This window comes from Cupriavidus pauculus (genome assembly GCF_008801835.1).
GTDB lineage: Bacteria > Pseudomonadota > Gammaproteobacteria > Burkholderiales > Burkholderiaceae > Cupriavidus > Cupriavidus pauculus.
Window position 1 is genome coordinate 36,778 of the sequence record NZ_VZOW01000005.1, and the last position, 15,917, is coordinate 52,694.

At 64.4% G+C, this 15,917-nt stretch carries 14 protein-coding genes; 6 read left to right on the top strand and 8 right to left on the bottom strand.

Going from position 1 to position 15,917, the window contains the following annotated elements; translation table 11 throughout:
- The first annotated feature begins 3 nt into the window (after positions 1-3).
- Both F7R19_RS07815 and F7R19_RS07820 read left to right on the top strand, forming a co-directional pair.
- A complete protein-coding gene (locus F7R19_RS07815) occupies positions 4-363 on the top strand; it encodes a cytochrome C oxidase subunit IV family protein (protein ID WP_061957133.1) in 360 nt (119 codons plus the stop codon).
- A 51-nt stretch (positions 364-414) separates the two neighbouring features.
- The gene (locus F7R19_RS07820) at positions 415-1,611 is read left to right on the top strand and encodes a DUF2252 domain-containing protein (protein ID WP_150979886.1); all 1,197 of its coding nucleotides are present in this window, start codon (positions 415-417) and stop codon (positions 1,609-1,611) included.
- Between the two features lie 43 nt (positions 1,612-1,654).
- On the opposite strand, the gene F7R19_RS07825 is transcribed toward F7R19_RS07820, so the two are convergent.
- Positions 1,655-3,085, bottom strand: coding sequence for an NAD-dependent succinate-semialdehyde dehydrogenase (locus F7R19_RS07825; protein ID WP_150979887.1), 1,431 nt, complete (start codon positions 3,083-3,085; stop codon positions 1,655-1,657).
- A gap of 225 nt (positions 3,086-3,310) precedes the next feature.
- Here F7R19_RS07825 and F7R19_RS07830 point away from each other — a divergent pair, with 225 nt between their 5' ends.
- From F7R19_RS07830 to F7R19_RS07845, 4 genes are all read left to right on the top strand, one after another.
- Positions 3,311-4,768: an MATE family efflux transporter gene (locus F7R19_RS07830; RefSeq protein ID WP_150979888.1), complete on the top strand. Its 1,458-nt coding sequence runs from the start codon at positions 3,311-3,313 to the stop codon at positions 4,766-4,768.
- A gap of 426 nt (positions 4,769-5,194) precedes the next feature.
- Complete coding sequence (locus F7R19_RS07835) at positions 5,195-5,656, top strand: tripartite tricarboxylate transporter TctB family protein (protein WP_061957137.1); 462 nt, start codon at positions 5,195-5,197, stop codon at positions 5,654-5,656.
- Between the two features lie 13 nt (positions 5,657-5,669).
- Positions 5,670-7,172: a tripartite tricarboxylate transporter permease gene (locus F7R19_RS07840; RefSeq protein WP_150979889.1), complete on the top strand. Its 1,503-nt coding sequence runs from the start codon at positions 5,670-5,672 to the stop codon at positions 7,170-7,172.
- A gap of 183 nt (positions 7,173-7,355) precedes the next feature.
- Positions 7,356-7,655 (top strand): PadR family transcriptional regulator, encoded by a 300-nt coding sequence (locus F7R19_RS07845; protein WP_150979890.1) that lies wholly within the window; start codon positions 7,356-7,358, stop codon positions 7,653-7,655.
- A 126-nt stretch (positions 7,656-7,781) separates the two neighbouring features.
- Here F7R19_RS07845 and F7R19_RS07850 read toward each other — a convergent pair whose 3' ends face one another.
- The 7 genes from F7R19_RS07850 to F7R19_RS07880 form a co-directional block, all read right to left on the bottom strand.
- Positions 7,782-8,558 (bottom strand): DUF4397 domain-containing protein, encoded by a 777-nt coding sequence (locus F7R19_RS07850; RefSeq protein ID WP_061957140.1) that lies wholly within the window; start codon positions 8,556-8,558, stop codon positions 7,782-7,784.
- Between the two features lie 444 nt (positions 8,559-9,002).
- Positions 9,003-10,010: a response regulator gene (locus F7R19_RS07855; protein WP_061957141.1), complete on the bottom strand. Its 1,008-nt coding sequence runs from the start codon at positions 10,008-10,010 to the stop codon at positions 9,003-9,005.
- Positions 10,011-10,015: 5 nt separating this feature from the next.
- On the bottom strand, positions 10,016-11,047 hold the full coding sequence (cheB, locus tag F7R19_RS07860) for a chemotaxis response regulator protein-glutamate methylesterase (RefSeq protein WP_150979891.1): 1,032 nt from the start codon (positions 11,045-11,047) through the stop codon (positions 10,016-10,018).
- A complete protein-coding gene (locus F7R19_RS07865) occupies positions 11,044-13,413 on the bottom strand; it encodes a hybrid sensor histidine kinase/response regulator (protein ID WP_150979892.1) in 2,370 nt (789 codons plus the stop codon). The genes cheB and F7R19_RS07865 overlap by 4 nt, the downstream gene beginning before the upstream one ends.
- On the bottom strand, positions 13,410-14,132 hold the full coding sequence (locus F7R19_RS07870) for a chemotaxis protein CheW (RefSeq protein ID WP_150979893.1): 723 nt from the start codon (positions 14,130-14,132) through the stop codon (positions 13,410-13,412). The genes F7R19_RS07865 and F7R19_RS07870 overlap by 4 nt, the downstream gene beginning before the upstream one ends.
- On the bottom strand, positions 14,125-15,441 hold the full coding sequence (locus F7R19_RS07875; protein ID WP_150979894.1) for a CheR family methyltransferase: 1,317 nt from the start codon (positions 15,439-15,441) through the stop codon (positions 14,125-14,127). The genes F7R19_RS07870 and F7R19_RS07875 overlap by 8 nt, the downstream gene beginning before the upstream one ends.
- Positions 15,438-15,911: a chemotaxis protein CheW gene (locus F7R19_RS07880; RefSeq protein ID WP_061957146.1), complete on the bottom strand. Its 474-nt coding sequence runs from the start codon at positions 15,909-15,911 to the stop codon at positions 15,438-15,440. Before F7R19_RS07880 ends, F7R19_RS07875 begins: the two co-directional genes overlap by 4 nt.
- Positions 15,912-15,917: the final 6 nt, after the last annotated feature.

The window sequence follows — 15,917 nt, forward strand, 5'->3', positions numbered from 1 at the left end:
AACATGGCTACCACTCCCGCTCGCGCCGCGCCCGGCGATGTCGAACCAGCAGAAAGCCACGGCGGACAAGCGCACCCGATCGGCTTGTATCTGAAAGTCTGGGTGCTGCTTTTCATCCTGTCCACGATGTCATACATGGTGGACTACCTTCACTTGTCCGGCATGCTGCGCTGGATCCTGATCCTGCTGTTCATGGTGCTGAAGGCGGGCCTGATCGTCGCCGTATTCATGCACATGGCGTGGGAACGGCTGGCGCTGATCTGTGCCATCCTGTTGCCGCCGCTTTGCCTGCTCGTATTGGTGTGGCTCATGGCAACCGAAGCGGATTACACTTTCCTGACTCGCGGCATGTTTTTCCGATAGCGCCTCCATTGTGGCGGCGAACGTCGCAAGCCGCATGGAAGGACTTCGCCAATGCATGCCGTCACCGAAAGCATCCTGCACTATAACCACGGCCGCGATCCGGAACGCCTGACCCTGAAGCTGGCAGCGATCGCAGCAGACCCCTTCGCGTTCTTTCGTGGCACCAATCATCTCTACGCGGCCTCGCTGAGCGATGAAATCGGCCTCGATGCGCCACTGACCTATGTCTGCGGCGACCTGCATGTGGAGAATTTCGGCTCGTTCAAGGGCGACAACGGCCTGGTTTATTTCGACCTGAACGATTTCGACGATGCATTGGTGGCGCCGTTTACGGTGGACCTCGTGCGCATGCTGTCAAGCGTGCTGGTGGCCGGGCATGGCTTCGGCCTGTCGGACGGCGATGCGCGCGCGCTATGCGACCACATGCTCGCGGCCTACGTTGCAACGTTGCGCACCGGCAAGCCGCGCTGGATCGAACGTGCAACGGCCATGGGTCTCGTGGCCACGCTGCTGCGGCAGGTGAAGCGACGCAAGCGCGGCGCTTTGCTGGCAGCGCGCACCACCATCCGCGACGGTCGCCCTCGCATCAAAATCGACCGGCGTGCGCTGCGCGCGGACAAGGCGCAGCGGGAGCGTGCAGCCCGTATCCTCGCGCTGTATTCGAAGTCATCGCAGCATGGTCACCGATTCGTGGTCGAAGACGTGGCGCGACGCGTGGCCGGTGTCGGCAGCCTTGGCCTGGAGCGGTACGTGGTACTGGCGCATGAAGCCGGGGACCCGTCCGCTCGACGGCTCATCGATATCAAGCGCGCTGCGCCGAGCGCCTGGGTGGCGATGCACAGGCACGGACAGCCGCATTGGAACAGTGACGCGCAGCGCGTGACGACGACGCAGCAGATCATGCAGGCCGCATCGCCAGCGCTGCTTTCCTGCGTGGCGCTCGACAAGCGTGACTCGTTCCTGGTCAAGAGCCTGCAGCCGACCTCGGACCGTGTGGACCTGGCGCACTGTCGCGACAAACCTGCGCTGCTGATGGTGCTGACCACCATGGCCCGCGCGGCGGCCTGGGCGCACCTGCGAGGCTGCGGCCATCAGGCGGCCGATCGTATCGAGGCGCTGCAGGATTTTGCGGCGGGCGGGCGTTGGCAGTCGAAGGCGCTACGTCTGGCGCGGCATGGGCGCGACGTGTCGCTGGCGCAGTGGAAGCAGTATGCGGAGGATTACCGCCAGGCCACCAGCGCGAAGTAGGGTGGGCACCCCTGCACCGTCCCCGGTGCAGGGGTGCCAGGCATCAGACCTGCGTAATGAATTTCGTCACCAGGTAGCCGTCGAAGGTTTCCTGGCCGCCTTCGCTGCCGATACCGGAATCCTTGATGCCGCCAAACGGCGTCTCGGACAGGGCCATGCCGAAGTGGTTGATATTGACCATGCCCGCTTCAAGCCCGTTGGATACCTGATGCGCCGTCTTCAGCGAATTCGTGAAGACGTACGATGCCAGGCCGAACGGCAGGCTGTTGGCGCGGCGCAGCACTTCTTCGGTGTCCTTGAAGCGTGTGACCGGCGCTACCGGACCGAATGGTTCGTCGACCATCAGCTTGGCATCGTCAGGCAGGTCGGTGACGACAGTCGGCGCAAAGAAGAAGCCCTTGTCGCCGATGCGTGCGCCGCCCGCCACGACCTTGCCGCCGCGATGGTTGGCATCGTCCAGGAACTGCTCCATCGATGCGATGCGGCGCTCGTGGGCCAGCGGACCCATCTGCGTGCCGTCGTCGAGGCCGTTGCCGACCTTGATCGAGCCAATCACTTCGGTAAAGCGCGCCAGGAACTTGTCGTAAGCCTTTTCCTGGACATAGAAGCGCGTGGGCGACACGCATACCTGGCCGGCATTGCGCAGCTTGAAGCGGGCCAGCATTTCGGCCGCGGGTTCGATGTCGGCGTCGTCGAAGACCAGTACCGGCGAATGACCGCCCAGTTCCATCGTGACGCGCTTCATGTGCGCGCCGGCCAGCGCGGCAAGCTGCTTGCCCACCGGCACCGATCCCGTGAACGAGATCTTGCGCACGATCGGCGATTCGATCAGGTAGGTCGAGATTTCACCGGGCACGCCCCAGACGATGTTCAGCACGCCCGGGGGCAGCCCTGCGTCGTGGAACAGGCGCGCCAGCGCCACCACGGCGCTGGGCGAGTCTTCGGGGCCTTTCAGGATCAGCGTGCAACCCGCGCCCACTGCGGCCACGATCTTGCGGATGGCCTGATTGAACGGGAAATTCCAGGGCGTGAAGGCTGCGCAGACGCCGATCGGCTCGCGCACCACGATCTGGCGCACGGCGGGATTGCGCGGCGGAATCACGCGGCCGTAGATGCGGCGGCATTCCTCGGCGTGCCATTCCGCGTGCTCCGCGCAGATGGTGACTTCGGCGACGGCCTCGGCCAGCGGCTTGCCCTGGTCCAGCGTAATGTCGCGGCCGATTTCGCGAGCGCGTTCGCGCGTCAGTTGCGCCACGCGGCGCAGGATGGCCGAACGCTCGAGCGGGGACGTGTTCTTCCACGACGTGAAGGCGCGCTGGGCGGCCGCCAGGGCGCGGTCCAGGTCCGCCGTGGTGGCGTGCGGCAGTTTGCCCAGCTGTTCCTGCGTGGCCGGATTGATGACGTCCTGCTCGCGACGGTCGCCGCCCTTGACGAATTCACCATCGATATAGAGAGCGAGATCCTGATAGGTCATGAAATTCTCCTGTGCGGGATAGGGCGGTGCGCCGGAAGCAGGCGTGCCGCGGACGGCCGGTGGCAAAGCCGCAAGCTTAACGCGTCGCGCCGGATTTCGCACAGCGCGATGCGGGCGATTATCGGCCGGGGCGGAGCGGTGGCCGGCGCTGGCACCGCTCGCCCGTGAGGACTAGACTGACAGGTCCGAAACGACGCGCTGTTGCAGTGCGGAAAATCCCCACAGATGAAGCCAGACGCCAGACTGACCACCGGCCCGATTGGCCGCACACTGCTGATGTTTTCGCTGCCGGTGCTCGGCAGCAACATTCTCCAGTCGCTCAACGCCTCGATCAATTCCGTATGGGTGGGCCGCTATCTGGGCGAGGCGGCGCTGACGGCGACGTCGAACGCCAACATCATCCTGTTCTTCCTGCTGGGCGTGGTGTTTGGCATCAGCATGGCCAATACGATCATGATCGGGCAGGCGATCGGTGCGCGGGATGTCGACGAGGCGCGACGCGTGGTGGGCACCAGCACCACCTTCTTTGTCGGACTGTCGGTGATTGCTTCGGCCCTCGGGTTCATCTTCACGCCGCATATCCTGGCGGCCATGCACACGCCGGAGGATGCGGCGCCGCTGGCGGTGGTTTATCTGCGCATCATCTTCGTTGCGCTGCCGTTCATGTACTTCTACAACTTCGTGATGATGACGTTGCGCGGCGCAGGGGATTCGCGCACGCCGTTCTATTTCATGCTGTTGTCGGCAGTGCTCGATGTGGTGCTCAATCCGGTGTTGATCTTCGGCGTGGGGCCGATTCCGCCACTGGGCATTGCAGGATCCGCACTGGCCACGCTAATCGCGCAGCTGACCAGTCTGGCGGCGATGATCATGCTGCTCTATCGGCGCAAGCATTTCCTGTTGCTACATCGGCACCAGCTTGCACTGCTGGTGCCCAACGCCGCGATCCTGCGCGCGCTGGTCATGAAGGGTTTGCCGATGGGGCTGCAGATGGTAGTGATCTCGTCGTCGGCCATCGTGATGATGTCGCTCGTCAACACATACGGATCCCAAACCACCGCGGCTTACGGCGTGGCTTCGCAGTTGTGGACCTATGTGCAGATGCCTGCGCTGGCGGTCGGTGCGAGCGTTTCTTCGATGGTGGCGCAGAACGTGGGAGCGGGACTGTGGGCGCGCGTGGCGCGCATCACGCAGGTGGGCCTGCTGTTCAACGTGGTGATCACCGGCGCGCTAGTGGCGCTGATCTATCTGTTCAACCGTCATTCGCTGGGTCTGTTTCTTGGCGACGATAGCGTTGCCATCGAGATCGCGCAGCATATCAACCGTGTGGTGCTGTGGTCGTTCATCCTGTTCGGCTTCACGATCGTCGTGTTCGGCACGGTGCGCGCCACCGGTGCCGTGATGGCGCCGCTGGTGATCTTGTTCATCTCGATGTGGGTCATCCGTCTGCCATTTGCGTGGATGCTGGCGCCCCGCATTGGCGCGGAATCGATCTGGTGGAGCTTTCCGCTCGGTTCGGTGGTGTCGGTGGTGCTCGCGTTCGGCTACTACCGCTATGGCAACTGGCGCGGCAGCCATATCCTGCCGACGCCGCCGCACGCCCAAGCACTGGGCCAAGTGGCCGATACGAGCATGGCAACCCCCTGCGAAGATGCTGACGCCGGCGTCGAGGTCGCGCGATAGCTTGAAAAGGGGCGGGCATACATGCTGCTGCGTTTCCGAATGAGCAGACATATGGTCTTTGCGAGGATGTCTGCCTCGGCGCTGTAAGCGTCCTGAAAGAATGCGGGGCGTGTCTACGGGTCACGCCCGCCTCACGCCTCGATGTTTCCTTTCACCTTCCTTGCGGTGGCACCTTTCGGTCGCCTTACGCTGATGCGCATCGTCCGCAGGAATTGCATCACGTTGTGATGCAAATGAAGATGTCCGATACGTTCGCAGGATCGGGAAATACCCTAAACCCCAGACAAATGAAAGGCGGCTGAAAGTTCGCCTTTTTATCGTTCGCACCATCGCGTCGAACGTGTCTGACTCTGCGCGTTCGCAGCGTGGGCGTCAGAGCCGGCGAGCCACGCAGTACCGCTTTTCACAACTTTGAGGAGAATCGTTTTGCGCATACGCAGCCAAAAGGACTTTGCCTCCGGCCTGATGTTCATCCTGGTCGGTCTGGGCTTTTCCTTCGTCGCGCGCGGCTACACCATGGGGACAGCCGCCAAGATGGGTCCCGGTTATTTCCCGTTCCTGCTCGGTCTGGTGCTTGCCGTACTGGGTTCGTTCGTGACGATCGGTTCCTTGTCGTCGAAGGGTGAAGACGATCAACTCGCCCGCTGGGATCTGAAGATCCTGTTGTGGATTCTCGGTTCTGTCGTGCTGTTCGGCCTGCTGCTCAAGCCGCTCGGCATGGTGTTGTCGGTGTTCGTGCTGGTACTGGTGTCGTCGATGGCCAGCCATGAATTCAGCTGGAAGGGCGCGCTGCTCAACGGCGTGGTGCTGGTGCTGATCAGCCTCGGTGCATTCGTGTACGGCATCAACCTGCAGATGCCGGTGTGGCCGGCTTTCATTACCGGCTAAGGAGTCGCACCAAATGGAATTGTTCGAACACCTTGCCTTGGGATTTTCCACGGCGTTGTCGCTGCAGAATCTGGCCTACGCGTTTCTGGGCTGCGTGCTCGGCACGCTGATCGGCGTTCTGCCGGGCCTTGGGCCGCTGGCCACGATCGCGATGCTGCTGCCCGTGACCTACACGCTGCCGCCGGTGGCCGCGCTGATCATGCTGGCCGGTATCTACTACGGCGCACAGTACGGCGGCTCCACCACGGCAATTCTGGTGAACCTGCCCGGTGAATCGTCGTCGGTGGTGACCACCATCGACGGCTACCAGATGGCGCGTCGTGGCCGTGCGGGCGTGGCGCTGGCCACTGCCGGCCTCGGCTCGTTCTTCGCCGGCTGCGTGGCCACGCTGATCCTGGCCGCATTTGCTACGCCGCTGTCGGAACTGGCGTTCAAGTTTGGTCCCGCCGAGTACTTCTCGCTGATGGTGCTGGGCCTGATCGGCGCCGTGGTGCTGGCGTCGGGCTCGTTGCCGAAGGCCGTCGCGATGATCGTGCTGGGTCTGCTGATGGGCCTGATCGGTACTGACGTGAACTCGGGCGCTGCGCGCTTCTCGTTCGACGTGCCGGAGTTGACCGACGGCATCGACTTCGTGGCGCTCGCCATGGGTATGTTCGGCTTCGCGGAAATCATCGCGAACCTTGAGCAGAAGGAAGCCCGCGAGACCTTTACGAACAAGGTGACCAACCTGTTCCCGACCAAGGAAGACTTCAGGCGCATGATTCCGGCAGTGCTGCGTGGCACGGTGCTCGGTTCGGCGCTGGGTATTCTGCCGGGCGGTGGCGCAGCGCTGGCGTCGTTCGCGGCCTACTCGCTGGAAAAGAAGACGTCGAAGTATGCGCACGAATTCGGCAAGGGCGCGATCGAAGGCGTGGCAGGTCCGGAATCGGCCAACAACGCCGCGGCGCAGACGTCGTTCATCCCGCTGCTGACGCTGGGCATTCCGCCTAACGCCGTGATGGCGCTGATGGTCGGTGCGATGACGATCCACAACATCCAGCCGGGCCCGCAGGTGATGACCAGCAACCCCTCGCTGTTCTGGGGCCTGATCGCCTCGATGTGGATCGGCAACCTGATGCTGATCATCCTGAACCTGCCGATGATCGGCATCTGGGTGAAGCTGCTGACCGTGCCGTATCGCTTCCTGTATCCGGCGATCCTGACGTTCTGCTGCATCGGCGTGTACTCGGTCAACAACCAGACGTTCGATGTGTTCATGGCGGCCGCGTTTGGCGTGATCGGCTATCTGTTCCTGAAGCTGAAGTGCGAGCCGGCACCGCTGCTGCTGGGCTTTGTGCTCGGACCGATGATGGAAGAGAACTTCCGTCGCTCGCTGCTGCTGTCGCGTGGTGACTTCACCGTGTTCGTGACGCGTCCGCTGTCGATGGGCCTGCTGATCGCCGCTGCCGCTCTGGTTGCCGTGGTTGCGCTGCCGTCGATCAAGGCGAAGCGTGAAGAAGCGTTCCAGGAAGAATAACGCTCCGTGACGTTCCTGAACGCATGCGCCACTGCGGTGGCGCGTACATAGCAAGCTTTCGGGGTGCCAATGCGCACCCCGTTTTTCTAAAGCATTACGAGAGAGATGCCCGACTGCGGCAGCAGTCATGGGCTGCGCATCATGATCCGAATTCCCGCACCTCTGGCTGCGTCGACTGCGCCCATGAAACCGCCTTCGCTCGACCGGATCGTTTCCCGGCTCTACATCCTGAAGCTCGTTCAGGCCAGCCCTGCCACCGTCTTCAACCTGATGGAACGGCTGCGCGAACGAGGTATCGACAAGAACATTCGCGCGTTGCGCCCGATCCTGCGCAGCCTAATGATGGCGCGCGCGATCACTGCCGAGCTGGTCGAAGGCAACGGCCGCGTCTACAGCATCACCGACGCAGGCCGCGCCGAGCTGGACGCCTATCTTTCGCACCTCGACGTGCTCAAGGAAGAGGTCAAGGATTCGGCTGACTGAGCGCGCGAGGCACGTGCCCTGCGCGTGCAGTCCATGCAAGAACGCCGCCCCTCGGTATGCGAGGGGCGGCGTTTTTTTTGGCGCGCCAGCGTCCTGGAAGAACGCTGGCGCAAGCTACGAAGCGGATTACTGCGACACCAGTTCCTGAGCCGTCGCGTTGCTGGTATTGCTTTGTGCCACCAGCACCTTGATCTTGTTCGGCACCACGGCGCCGAAGCCGTCGGCCGGGATCGTGGTGATCAGCCAGTCGGCGTTCTTGGAGATCGTCAGTGCGCCCGAATCGAAGATCACGGTCTTGGTGCCCGCAGTGGTGATACGCAGGCGATAGGTGCCGCCGTCCACATATTGCGAGTCCTGACCCGATGCGGGCACGGCGTTCTTGTACTGCACCGCAGCCATGTTCGGCGACACCGAGTTCAGGTCGACGGCCGGCGTGGTCAGGTACACGTCAACATTCTGCGCGTTGATCGATGCGTTCAGGGTACGAACGCGCGCCGAAGTGTCGAGCAGGCCCTTGCCGTACGGATCGTCGATCTGCACGACGTCCGGCGTGGCGGTGCCCGGCAATGCCACCACCGTGTACTTGTGGCCAGTGTGTGCGTCAACGGTGGTCGAGGCGACCTGCGTCGAGGTGCCGGCGAGGTTGAACGCGAACAGGTTGTTGCCGGTCGATACGTCGAAATAGCCCGATACGGTCTTGTACGGGATGTTCTGCAGCGAGGTCAGTGCGCCGTTCTGCAGTACATCCACGTTCGGGCCTGCCGTGACTGCATGGATCACACGCACCGCCGGCTTGCTAATGCCGATGCGGTCATCGATGCCGTCGTCGCCTCCGCATGCAGCCAGGACTGCCGTGGTTGCCAGCGCCATGCCCAGAATGATTTTTCGCTTAATTTGTGTCATGGATTCACCTCTTGCCGTTTGGATCAGATAGTCAAGCGTGCGGAGCATGTCGGCACAACGATCCATCCTCACGCCACCCGGCTGGCGGTGTGTGTGGTGGTGGCTGCTGCGTTGTGAGCGATGCGGGCCGCGCGGCGATCGCGATTTTGTTTGCGATGCTGGCAGTCATGCTGGATTGCACTTGCCTGATGCAAAGATAGGCAGGACGGGAAATCACAGACAGACGCGCGGCTCCGAAATCCCTGTCGGAAGATTCCCACAATTTGGTTGCAAACCTGACACACAGCCGTACAGGCGGCGCAGGTAGTCGATACAAAGGCGCGCGACCATCATGCTGCGCGTCCTGTCATGCATCGCCGCTTGAGAGCTGCGTGGAGGCCGATCTGGACGAGCCCGGCGCGCGTGTTTGCGGTAATTCCGCACGTCGCGCCGACGATGAAATATCTACACCATTACCACCTGGTTGCGTCCACTGCGCTTGGCTTGGTAGAGACCGCTATCGGCAGCTTCCACCAGCGTGCTGGAATTTTCCTCGGTGTGCGGCACGATCACCGCGCCGCCAATGCTGACCGTGACCACGCCGCTGGTCGGCGAGCCGGCGTGTGCAATCCCGAGCGTCTCAATTGCGCGGCGGACCTTCTCGGCAAGCAGGCGTGCGCCGCCTGGCGACGTGGCAGGCAGGATCATCGAAAATTCCTCGCCGCCAAATCGCGCGGGGAGGTCGGCCGGGCGTGCGCAGTTCTCGCGGATCACCGTTGCCACGCGACGCAGCACTTCGTCGCCTGCGACGTGCCCATAGTTGTCGTTGTACGCCTTGAACGCGTCGACATCGATCATCAGCAGTGCCAGTTGCGTCTGTTCACGGCAAGCGCGACGCCATTCCGCGCCGAGATATTCATCGAAGTACCGCCGGTTCGATAGCCCGGTCAGTCCATCGGAATTGGTCAGCCGCTGAAGTTCGAGATTGGTTTCCAGCAGTTGCTGCTGGCTCTGGCGCAGCGCCCGATAGGCTTCGTCGCGCTGCAGCAGGTTCAGGTACGAGCGCGAGTGATAGCGGATCCGTGCCACCAGTTCGATCGTGTCGGGGAGCTTGACGAGATAGTCGTTGGCGCCGGCCGCGAACGCCATGCTTTTCATCGTAGGCTCTTCCTTGGTGGAAAGCACGATGATCGGAATGTCGCGCGTACCAGGATTTTCTCGATACCGGCGCACCAGCGTCAGCCCATCGGTGCCCGGCATCACCAGATCCTGCAGGATCACCGTGGGCTGCGTGCGCTCGGCCACAGCCACCGCCTCCTCCGGCTGCGAGCAATAGTGAAAGTCGATATCGGTTTCGCTTGCCAGTGCGCGCCGGATGGCCTCGCCGATGATGGCCTGGTCATCTACCAGCAGCACCATGGCCATATATTCGTTCTTGCCCATCGCTTCGGTTGGATTCTTGATTTTTGGCATTGATGTCATCCCACGTGCCGGTTGGCGTCCGGGCCGCCACATGCGCGGACCAGCCGCGGCGCAATGCGCGACAGCGGCAGAATCTCGCTGGCGGCGCCCAGCGCGGCCGCCGCCTTGGGCATGCCATAAACGGCGCTGGTGGCCTGATCCTGCGCGATGGTAAGAAAGCCGCGTTCGCGCATGGCATGCAGACCCTGCGCGCCGTCGCGTCCCATGCCGGTGAGCAGCACGCCCACCGCTTCGCCGCGCCAGTGTTCCACCACGCTTTCGAAAAACACATCGATCGACGGGCGATAGAGGTAGTCGCCGAGCTTCTGCGTATAGGCCATGCGCGCCCCTGCAATCAACCGCAGATGATCGTTGGTGCCTGCCAGCAGCACCGTGCCGGCTTGCGGCACTTCGCCTGCCTGTGCGATGCGCACGTGCAGCGGGCATTGCGCATCGAGCCATTCGGCCATGCCCTGCGCGAATGCTTCGTCCACGTGCTGGACGGTGACCACGGCTGCCCCAAAATTTGCCGGCAATGCGCCAAGCAGCGTGGCCAGTGCCGCCGGGCCGCCGGCGGAAGCGCCGATTGCTACCAGGCGCGGTGCCGCCGGCGCGGATTGCGCGGCAGCAACCGTGTGCGATGCCTGGGCGCGGCCACTGAGCAGGCGGCCGATATTGCGAATCTTGCGCAGCAGCGGCCCGGCCTCGAGCCGGCTGCTCGATTCGGTCAGCGTGGGCGTGTCGACCGCATCGATCGCGCCATGGCCCATGGCGTCGAACACCTGGTTGGCGTTGCGCCCAAGATCCATCGTCACGACCACGATCGCGCACGGTGTGGCGGCCATGATCCGGCGCGTGGCTTCCACCCCATCCATCACGGGCATCATCAGATCCATCAGGATCAGGTCCGGGGTCTGCCTGGCTGCCATCGCGACACCTTGCTGACCGTCGGCTGCGACCCATACGATTTCCAGCGCGGTGTCCAGCGCGATCGCGCGGCGCAGTGCGGCGACAGCCAATGGGGAGTCATTGACGATACCGATCTTCATGTGCGGGCCTCGCCGATCAGGTCGTGCACTGCATCGAGCAGTGCGGTGTCGTGGAAACTTCCTTTCGCCAGATAATAATCCGCCCCTGCCTGCATGCCGCGTTCGCGGTCCTGCTCGCGGTCCTGCTCGCGGTCCTTGTAGGACACGATCATCACCGGCAATTGCGCCAGCCGCGCATCGGCCCGCATGCGCGTCACCAGGTCGATGCCATCCATGCGTGGCATGTCGACGTCGGTGATGACCAGGTCGAACGATTCGGCGCGCAGGACGTTCCAGCCATCCATGCCGTCGACGGCAACCGCGACCTCGTAGCCGCGGCTGGTCAGCAGCTTGCGCTCGAGTTCGCGCACCGTGAGCGAATCGTCGATCACCAGTACTCGCTTGCGCGGCACGCTGGCCGCTTCGTTGCCGGCCTGGCGTACTCGCTCGATGCGTCCGTCGGCCACCAGCTTTTCCACCGAGCGCAGCAGGTCTTCGACATCGAAGATCAAAACGGGTGTGCCATCGTCTGTCAGGCTGCCCGCCGCGATGTCCTTGATCTTGCCGAGCACCTGCGCCAGCGGCTGCACCACCAGCATGCGCTCGCCGAGCAGGCGGTCCACGGCGATACCGTAGACGCGATCCTGTTCGCCGATCACCACCACGGGTACGGCATCCCCTTCGCGAAGCGTTTCCGGACGTTGCAGCACCTGCGCGGCGCTTACCAGTCCGACCGGGCGCTGCTCATGCCTGAAGTGCTGCAGTTGTTCGGTCTGTTCGATGCTGTCGCGCGGCACCGCGGCCGCGCGCAGTACATGTCCGAGCGGGAATGCATAGCATTCGCCCGACACTTCAACCAGCAGCGCGCGCACCACCGACAGCGTAAGCGGGAGTTCGAGATGGAAGTGCAGGCCGCTGCCCGGTTGTTGCGAGACCTTGAGGTTGCCGCGAACGGCGCGCACCATGTCCTGCACGGCATCGAGGCCAACGCCGCGACCTGACACTTCGGAGACCGTTTCGCGCAGACTGAAGCCGGGCAGCAGCAGGAATTCGAGCAGTTCGGCCTGCGAAAGCCGTCCGACCGTGTCCGGTTGTGCCAGCCCGCGACGCACGATCGCGGCGCGCAGCGCATCCAGATCGACGCCCGCACCATCGTCGAAGATCTCGATCACAAGCCGCCCGGCGTTGTGGCGTGCATGCAGCGAGACACGCCCTTCTGCGGGCTTGCCGGCCGCGCGGCGCACCTCGGGGCTCTCGATGCCATGGTCTACTGCGTTGCGCAGCAGATGCGCTAGTGGCGCATCCAGTTGCTCCAGGATGTCGCGATCCACCTGCGTGTGTTCGCCGGACAGCGCCAGATGCACACTCTTGCCAAGGCTTCGGCCCAGGTCGCGCACCATGCGTGAATAACCGGTAATGCCGTCGGACAAAGGCCGCATGCGGCACGACAGTGCGGTGTCGTAGAGACGGCGCGACAGGCGACTGGCGCGATGATGGTACTGGTCGAAATCCTCCACGCGCGCGGAAAGCTGGCCGTGGCTTTTCTCTAGAACGTCGCGTGCTTGCGTCAGCGCCGCCCGTATGCGGGACGCGCTGCCGGGCACGTGGTCCGGCGAGGTGTCTGGCGCGTCAAGCAGTGCCTGGACGCCGTCCAGCGCCTGCAACGCGCGCATCTGCTGCCGCCGCGCCTGCTGCAGCGCGTCGCCGAACGGGGCAAGCCAGTGCGATTCCACCAGCGCTTCGCCCGCCATCGCCAGCAATCGATCGAGCCGGTCCGCGTTGACGCGCAGCATTCGTTCGCTTGCGTCAGGCGCCAATGCAGCGGCAGGACTCGCCGCGCCGATCCTGGCGTCGATTCGGGTCGCGGCGCCGGCATCGGCTGTAAGGTCAGCCTGGGCGCCGACCACGGCCGTGTCGCGCGCGCCAGCGACAGCAGGGTTATCGATGGGGCGCGCTTTCGGCAGCGCTGGGCCGCCCTTGCTGGCGAGCAGTTCGCGCATGGCCGTCAGCCATGCCTCGATGAGCGCCTTGCCGCCGGTCTCCGGCCAGTCGAGATTGCCGCCGGGTGGCTTGCCGATGCGTTGCAGCAGGTCGGTGCCTTGCAGCAGGACATCGATATGCGCGGGCGTGAGCGCCAGAGTGCCGCGCTGCGCCTCCACCAGGCAATCCTCCATCAAATGGGCCACGCCGACGCCGCTGTCGAGTCCGACGATGCGTGCCGCGCCCTTGAGCGAGTGGGCGGCGCGCATGCAGGCCTCGAGCTGGTCTGCGGCGGTCGGGTCGCGTTCAAGCGCCAGCAGCCCGGTATTGAGCACGTCCGCCTGTGCGTCCGCTTCGAGCGCGAACAGTTCCAGCAGCGACGCGTCGCGTAGTTGGTCCGGATTCATGACAGGCTCCGCGCCAGGGCCTGGCGAAGGAGGTCGGCGTTGAGCAGGCCGATGCTACGAGCGTCATGCTCGAACAGCGCCTGCGTGTAGCGTGCCGACGCGCGTGCGAGCGTAGCGGGAAGCGGCAGCAGCGCGCCCGCCATGACCCGTTCCACGCCGGCCACTTCGGCCACCGGCAGCGCGATGGCGTCGCGTCCGTGCCCCAGGATCAGGAATCGCGCAGCGCGCTGGCTTGCGTCGTCGCCGGCTGACGTGCCGAACAGCAACCCAAGCGAAACGCACGTCAGCAGCGTGCCGCGCACGGCGGCCACGCCGAGCAATGCCGCATGGCGTCGATGAGGCAGTGAATGTACCGGGGCGGGCGCCGTGATCTCGCCCAGTACCGCGGTAGGCAGAGCCAGCCATTCCTCGCCTACGCGGAATATCACCACCGATTGGCCTGCCCGCCGGTCGGCTTCCTCGGTCCCGGCGGGATTGTCGAGATCGACGGCAGTCAATGCGGCGTCTTCGTTATAGGCCAGGCTTCCGGCGGAAAGCGAGTCGAGCACCGTGACCGCAGCCTGGGCGTACACGGGGCAATTCCGGCATCGGACGTGCGTGGCCAGTTCCGGGCATGACCGATCGCCGCCGGTGCCGATGTGTCGCCAGCAGTCTTCGACAGTGCCAGCCGCCAGGCCGGGCAATGCATGGAGGGAGGATCGAACCAGTGGATCAATCATGGCTTAGTCGGGCGTGACGTTGGGCGCGTTCGCGTAGACGATGCGCGCCGGCTGCATCCCCTTCGCTATCCAGCAATGCCGCCAGATGGTACAGCGCTTCCTCGTGGCCGGGATCGAGGTACACGGCCTTGCGATAGGCAGCGTGCGCATCGGCCGTGCGGCCTGCCGCATCGTGCAGCACGCCGAGCAGGCACCAGCCGTTGGCCGATGATCCGTGCTGGGCCACGAACTCCAGGCATGCCGCGGTGGCCACCGCGAGGTCGCCGCGATCCGCTTGCGCGGCGATCGCAGCCAAGTCGGCGCCGTCGGCGGCAGCGGATGGGGAGGCCGGTGCGGGATGGGGCAGCGATGCGAGGCCGGTACGCGCCGTTGCACGTACGGCCGTGCGCGCCGGCCCGCGCGGTGCGGCTGGCGTGTGGGGCTTCGGCGTCGGCTCTAGCATGCGGGGCGGTGCGTGCGGTACGGGAGCGCATGGCGCCGCGCCAGCCGCTGCGGGCAACCGGTCCGATCCGGGATGAAAGGCAAAGGCGAGAGGCACGCCGGCGCTGGCAAGACCTTCCCGTGTCAGCAGGCTGGCTTCCGCGGGACCGACGAAGATCATGCCATCAGGCGCTGCAAGGCGGCGCAGCGTCTGCACAGCGCGGCGTTGTGTATCGGGGTCGAAATAGATCAGCAGATTGCGGCAGAACACGAAATGGTAGGGCGCCTCGCCCATCAGCAGACCCGGCGTGACGAGGTTGCCGGCAACCCATCGCACCCGCGATCGTATCTTTGCCGATAGCTGGAAGCCGCCGGCAGCTGGCGTGAAATAGCGGTCGCGAAAATCGAGCGGGGCGCCGCGAAACGCGTTGCTGCCATAGAAGCCGATGCGCGCGCGCTCCAGCGCCCGCGCGCTGATGTCCACGCCGTCGATACAAAAGCGCTCTGCCGGCACCCCCGCATCGAGCAATGCCATGGCGATCGAGTACGGTTCCTCGCCCGTGGAGCAGGGCACGCTCAGAATGCGCAACTGGCGTTTGCCTTCGCCAAACAGGCGCTGCGCCGCAAACCGGCCCAGTGCCAGCAAAGCCTCGCGATGCCGGAAAAACCAGGTCTCGGGCACCACGACCGCTTCGATAAGCGCCTGGAGTTCGTCCGGCACCGCATGCAGCATGTTCCAGTATTCGGCCGGATCCAGCGCGCCGACCGCCACGCGCCGTTCTTCGACGGCACGGGCGATCACCGCCGGGCCCACCGACGCCGCATCGAGTCCGATGCGTTCCTTCAGCAGTGCTTCGATCGGTGTGGTGGGGTGAGGGTGGTCCGTCATGCCGGGTCAACTTCCGGAAACAGCAGGGCATGCACGTCGTGCGGCAGCAATTCGGCAACGCGCACCCATTGCACCAGGCCTCGCGCGTCCTGGCGCACGGGGCCGAGATAACGCGATTCACCGGGATCGATGCCGGGATCGACGAAAGTGGTCGGATCGCAGCGCAGCGTATCGGTGGCGTATTCAAGCCGCAGGCCCAGCAGATGCGGTGCGGCGTGCGCATCGCCGGGGCGCCGGTAATGCACCAGAACGGTACGTGTGCTGGTGCGCGGGCAGACGGGTACGCCAGTGGCGCGTGCGCTCATGTCGATCACGGGCACCGGCCGGCCCCGTCGTGCCATCACGCCGCTGACCCATGCCGGTGTGCCCGGAATCTGCTTGACGGGGCTCAGGGGCAGGACTTCGGCCACCTCGGCGCTATCGAGGGCGTAGAAGTCGGGGCCGATGCGGAACAGCAGATAGAGCGCCATGACAGG

What these genes read in the sequence shown, in the direction of transcription:
- F7R19_RS07855 (WP_061957141.1), bottom strand. Translation starts at nt 10,010, where the DNA reads ATGCCAAAAATCAAGAATCCAACCGAAGCGATGGGCAAGAACGAATAT.
- F7R19_RS07815 (WP_061957133.1), top strand. Translation starts at nt 4, where the DNA reads ATGGCTACCACTCCCGCTCGCGCCGCGCCCGGCGATGTCGAACCAGCA.
- F7R19_RS07840 (WP_150979889.1), top strand. Translation starts at nt 5,670, where the DNA reads ATGGAATTGTTCGAACACCTTGCCTTGGGATTTTCCACGGCGTTGTCG.
- F7R19_RS07865 (WP_150979892.1), bottom strand. Translation starts at nt 13,413, where the DNA reads ATGAATCCGGACCAACTACGCGACGCGTCGCTGCTGGAACTGTTCGCG.
- F7R19_RS07880 (WP_061957146.1), bottom strand. Translation starts at nt 15,911, where the DNA reads ATGGCGCTCTATCTGCTGTTCCGCATCGGCCCCGACTTCTACGCCCTC.
- F7R19_RS07830 (WP_150979888.1), top strand. Translation starts at nt 3,311, where the DNA reads ATGAAGCCAGACGCCAGACTGACCACCGGCCCGATTGGCCGCACACTG.
- F7R19_RS07870 (WP_150979893.1), bottom strand. Translation starts at nt 14,132, where the DNA reads ATGATTGATCCACTGGTTCGATCCTCCCTCCATGCATTGCCCGGCCTG.
- F7R19_RS07820 (WP_150979886.1), top strand. Translation starts at nt 415, where the DNA reads ATGCATGCCGTCACCGAAAGCATCCTGCACTATAACCACGGCCGCGAT.
- F7R19_RS07825 (WP_150979887.1), bottom strand. Translation starts at nt 3,085, where the DNA reads ATGACCTATCAGGATCTCGCTCTCTATATCGATGGTGAATTCGTCAAG.
- F7R19_RS07875 (WP_150979894.1), bottom strand. Translation starts at nt 15,441, where the DNA reads ATGACGGACCACCCTCACCCCACCACACCGATCGAAGCACTGCTGAAG.
- cheB (WP_150979891.1), bottom strand. Translation starts at nt 11,047, where the DNA reads ATGAAGATCGGTATCGTCAATGACTCCCCATTGGCTGTCGCCGCACTG.
- F7R19_RS07845 (WP_150979890.1), top strand. Translation starts at nt 7,356, where the DNA reads ATGAAACCGCCTTCGCTCGACCGGATCGTTTCCCGGCTCTACATCCTG.
- F7R19_RS07850 (WP_061957140.1), bottom strand. Translation starts at nt 8,558, where the DNA reads ATGACACAAATTAAGCGAAAAATCATTCTGGGCATGGCGCTGGCAACC.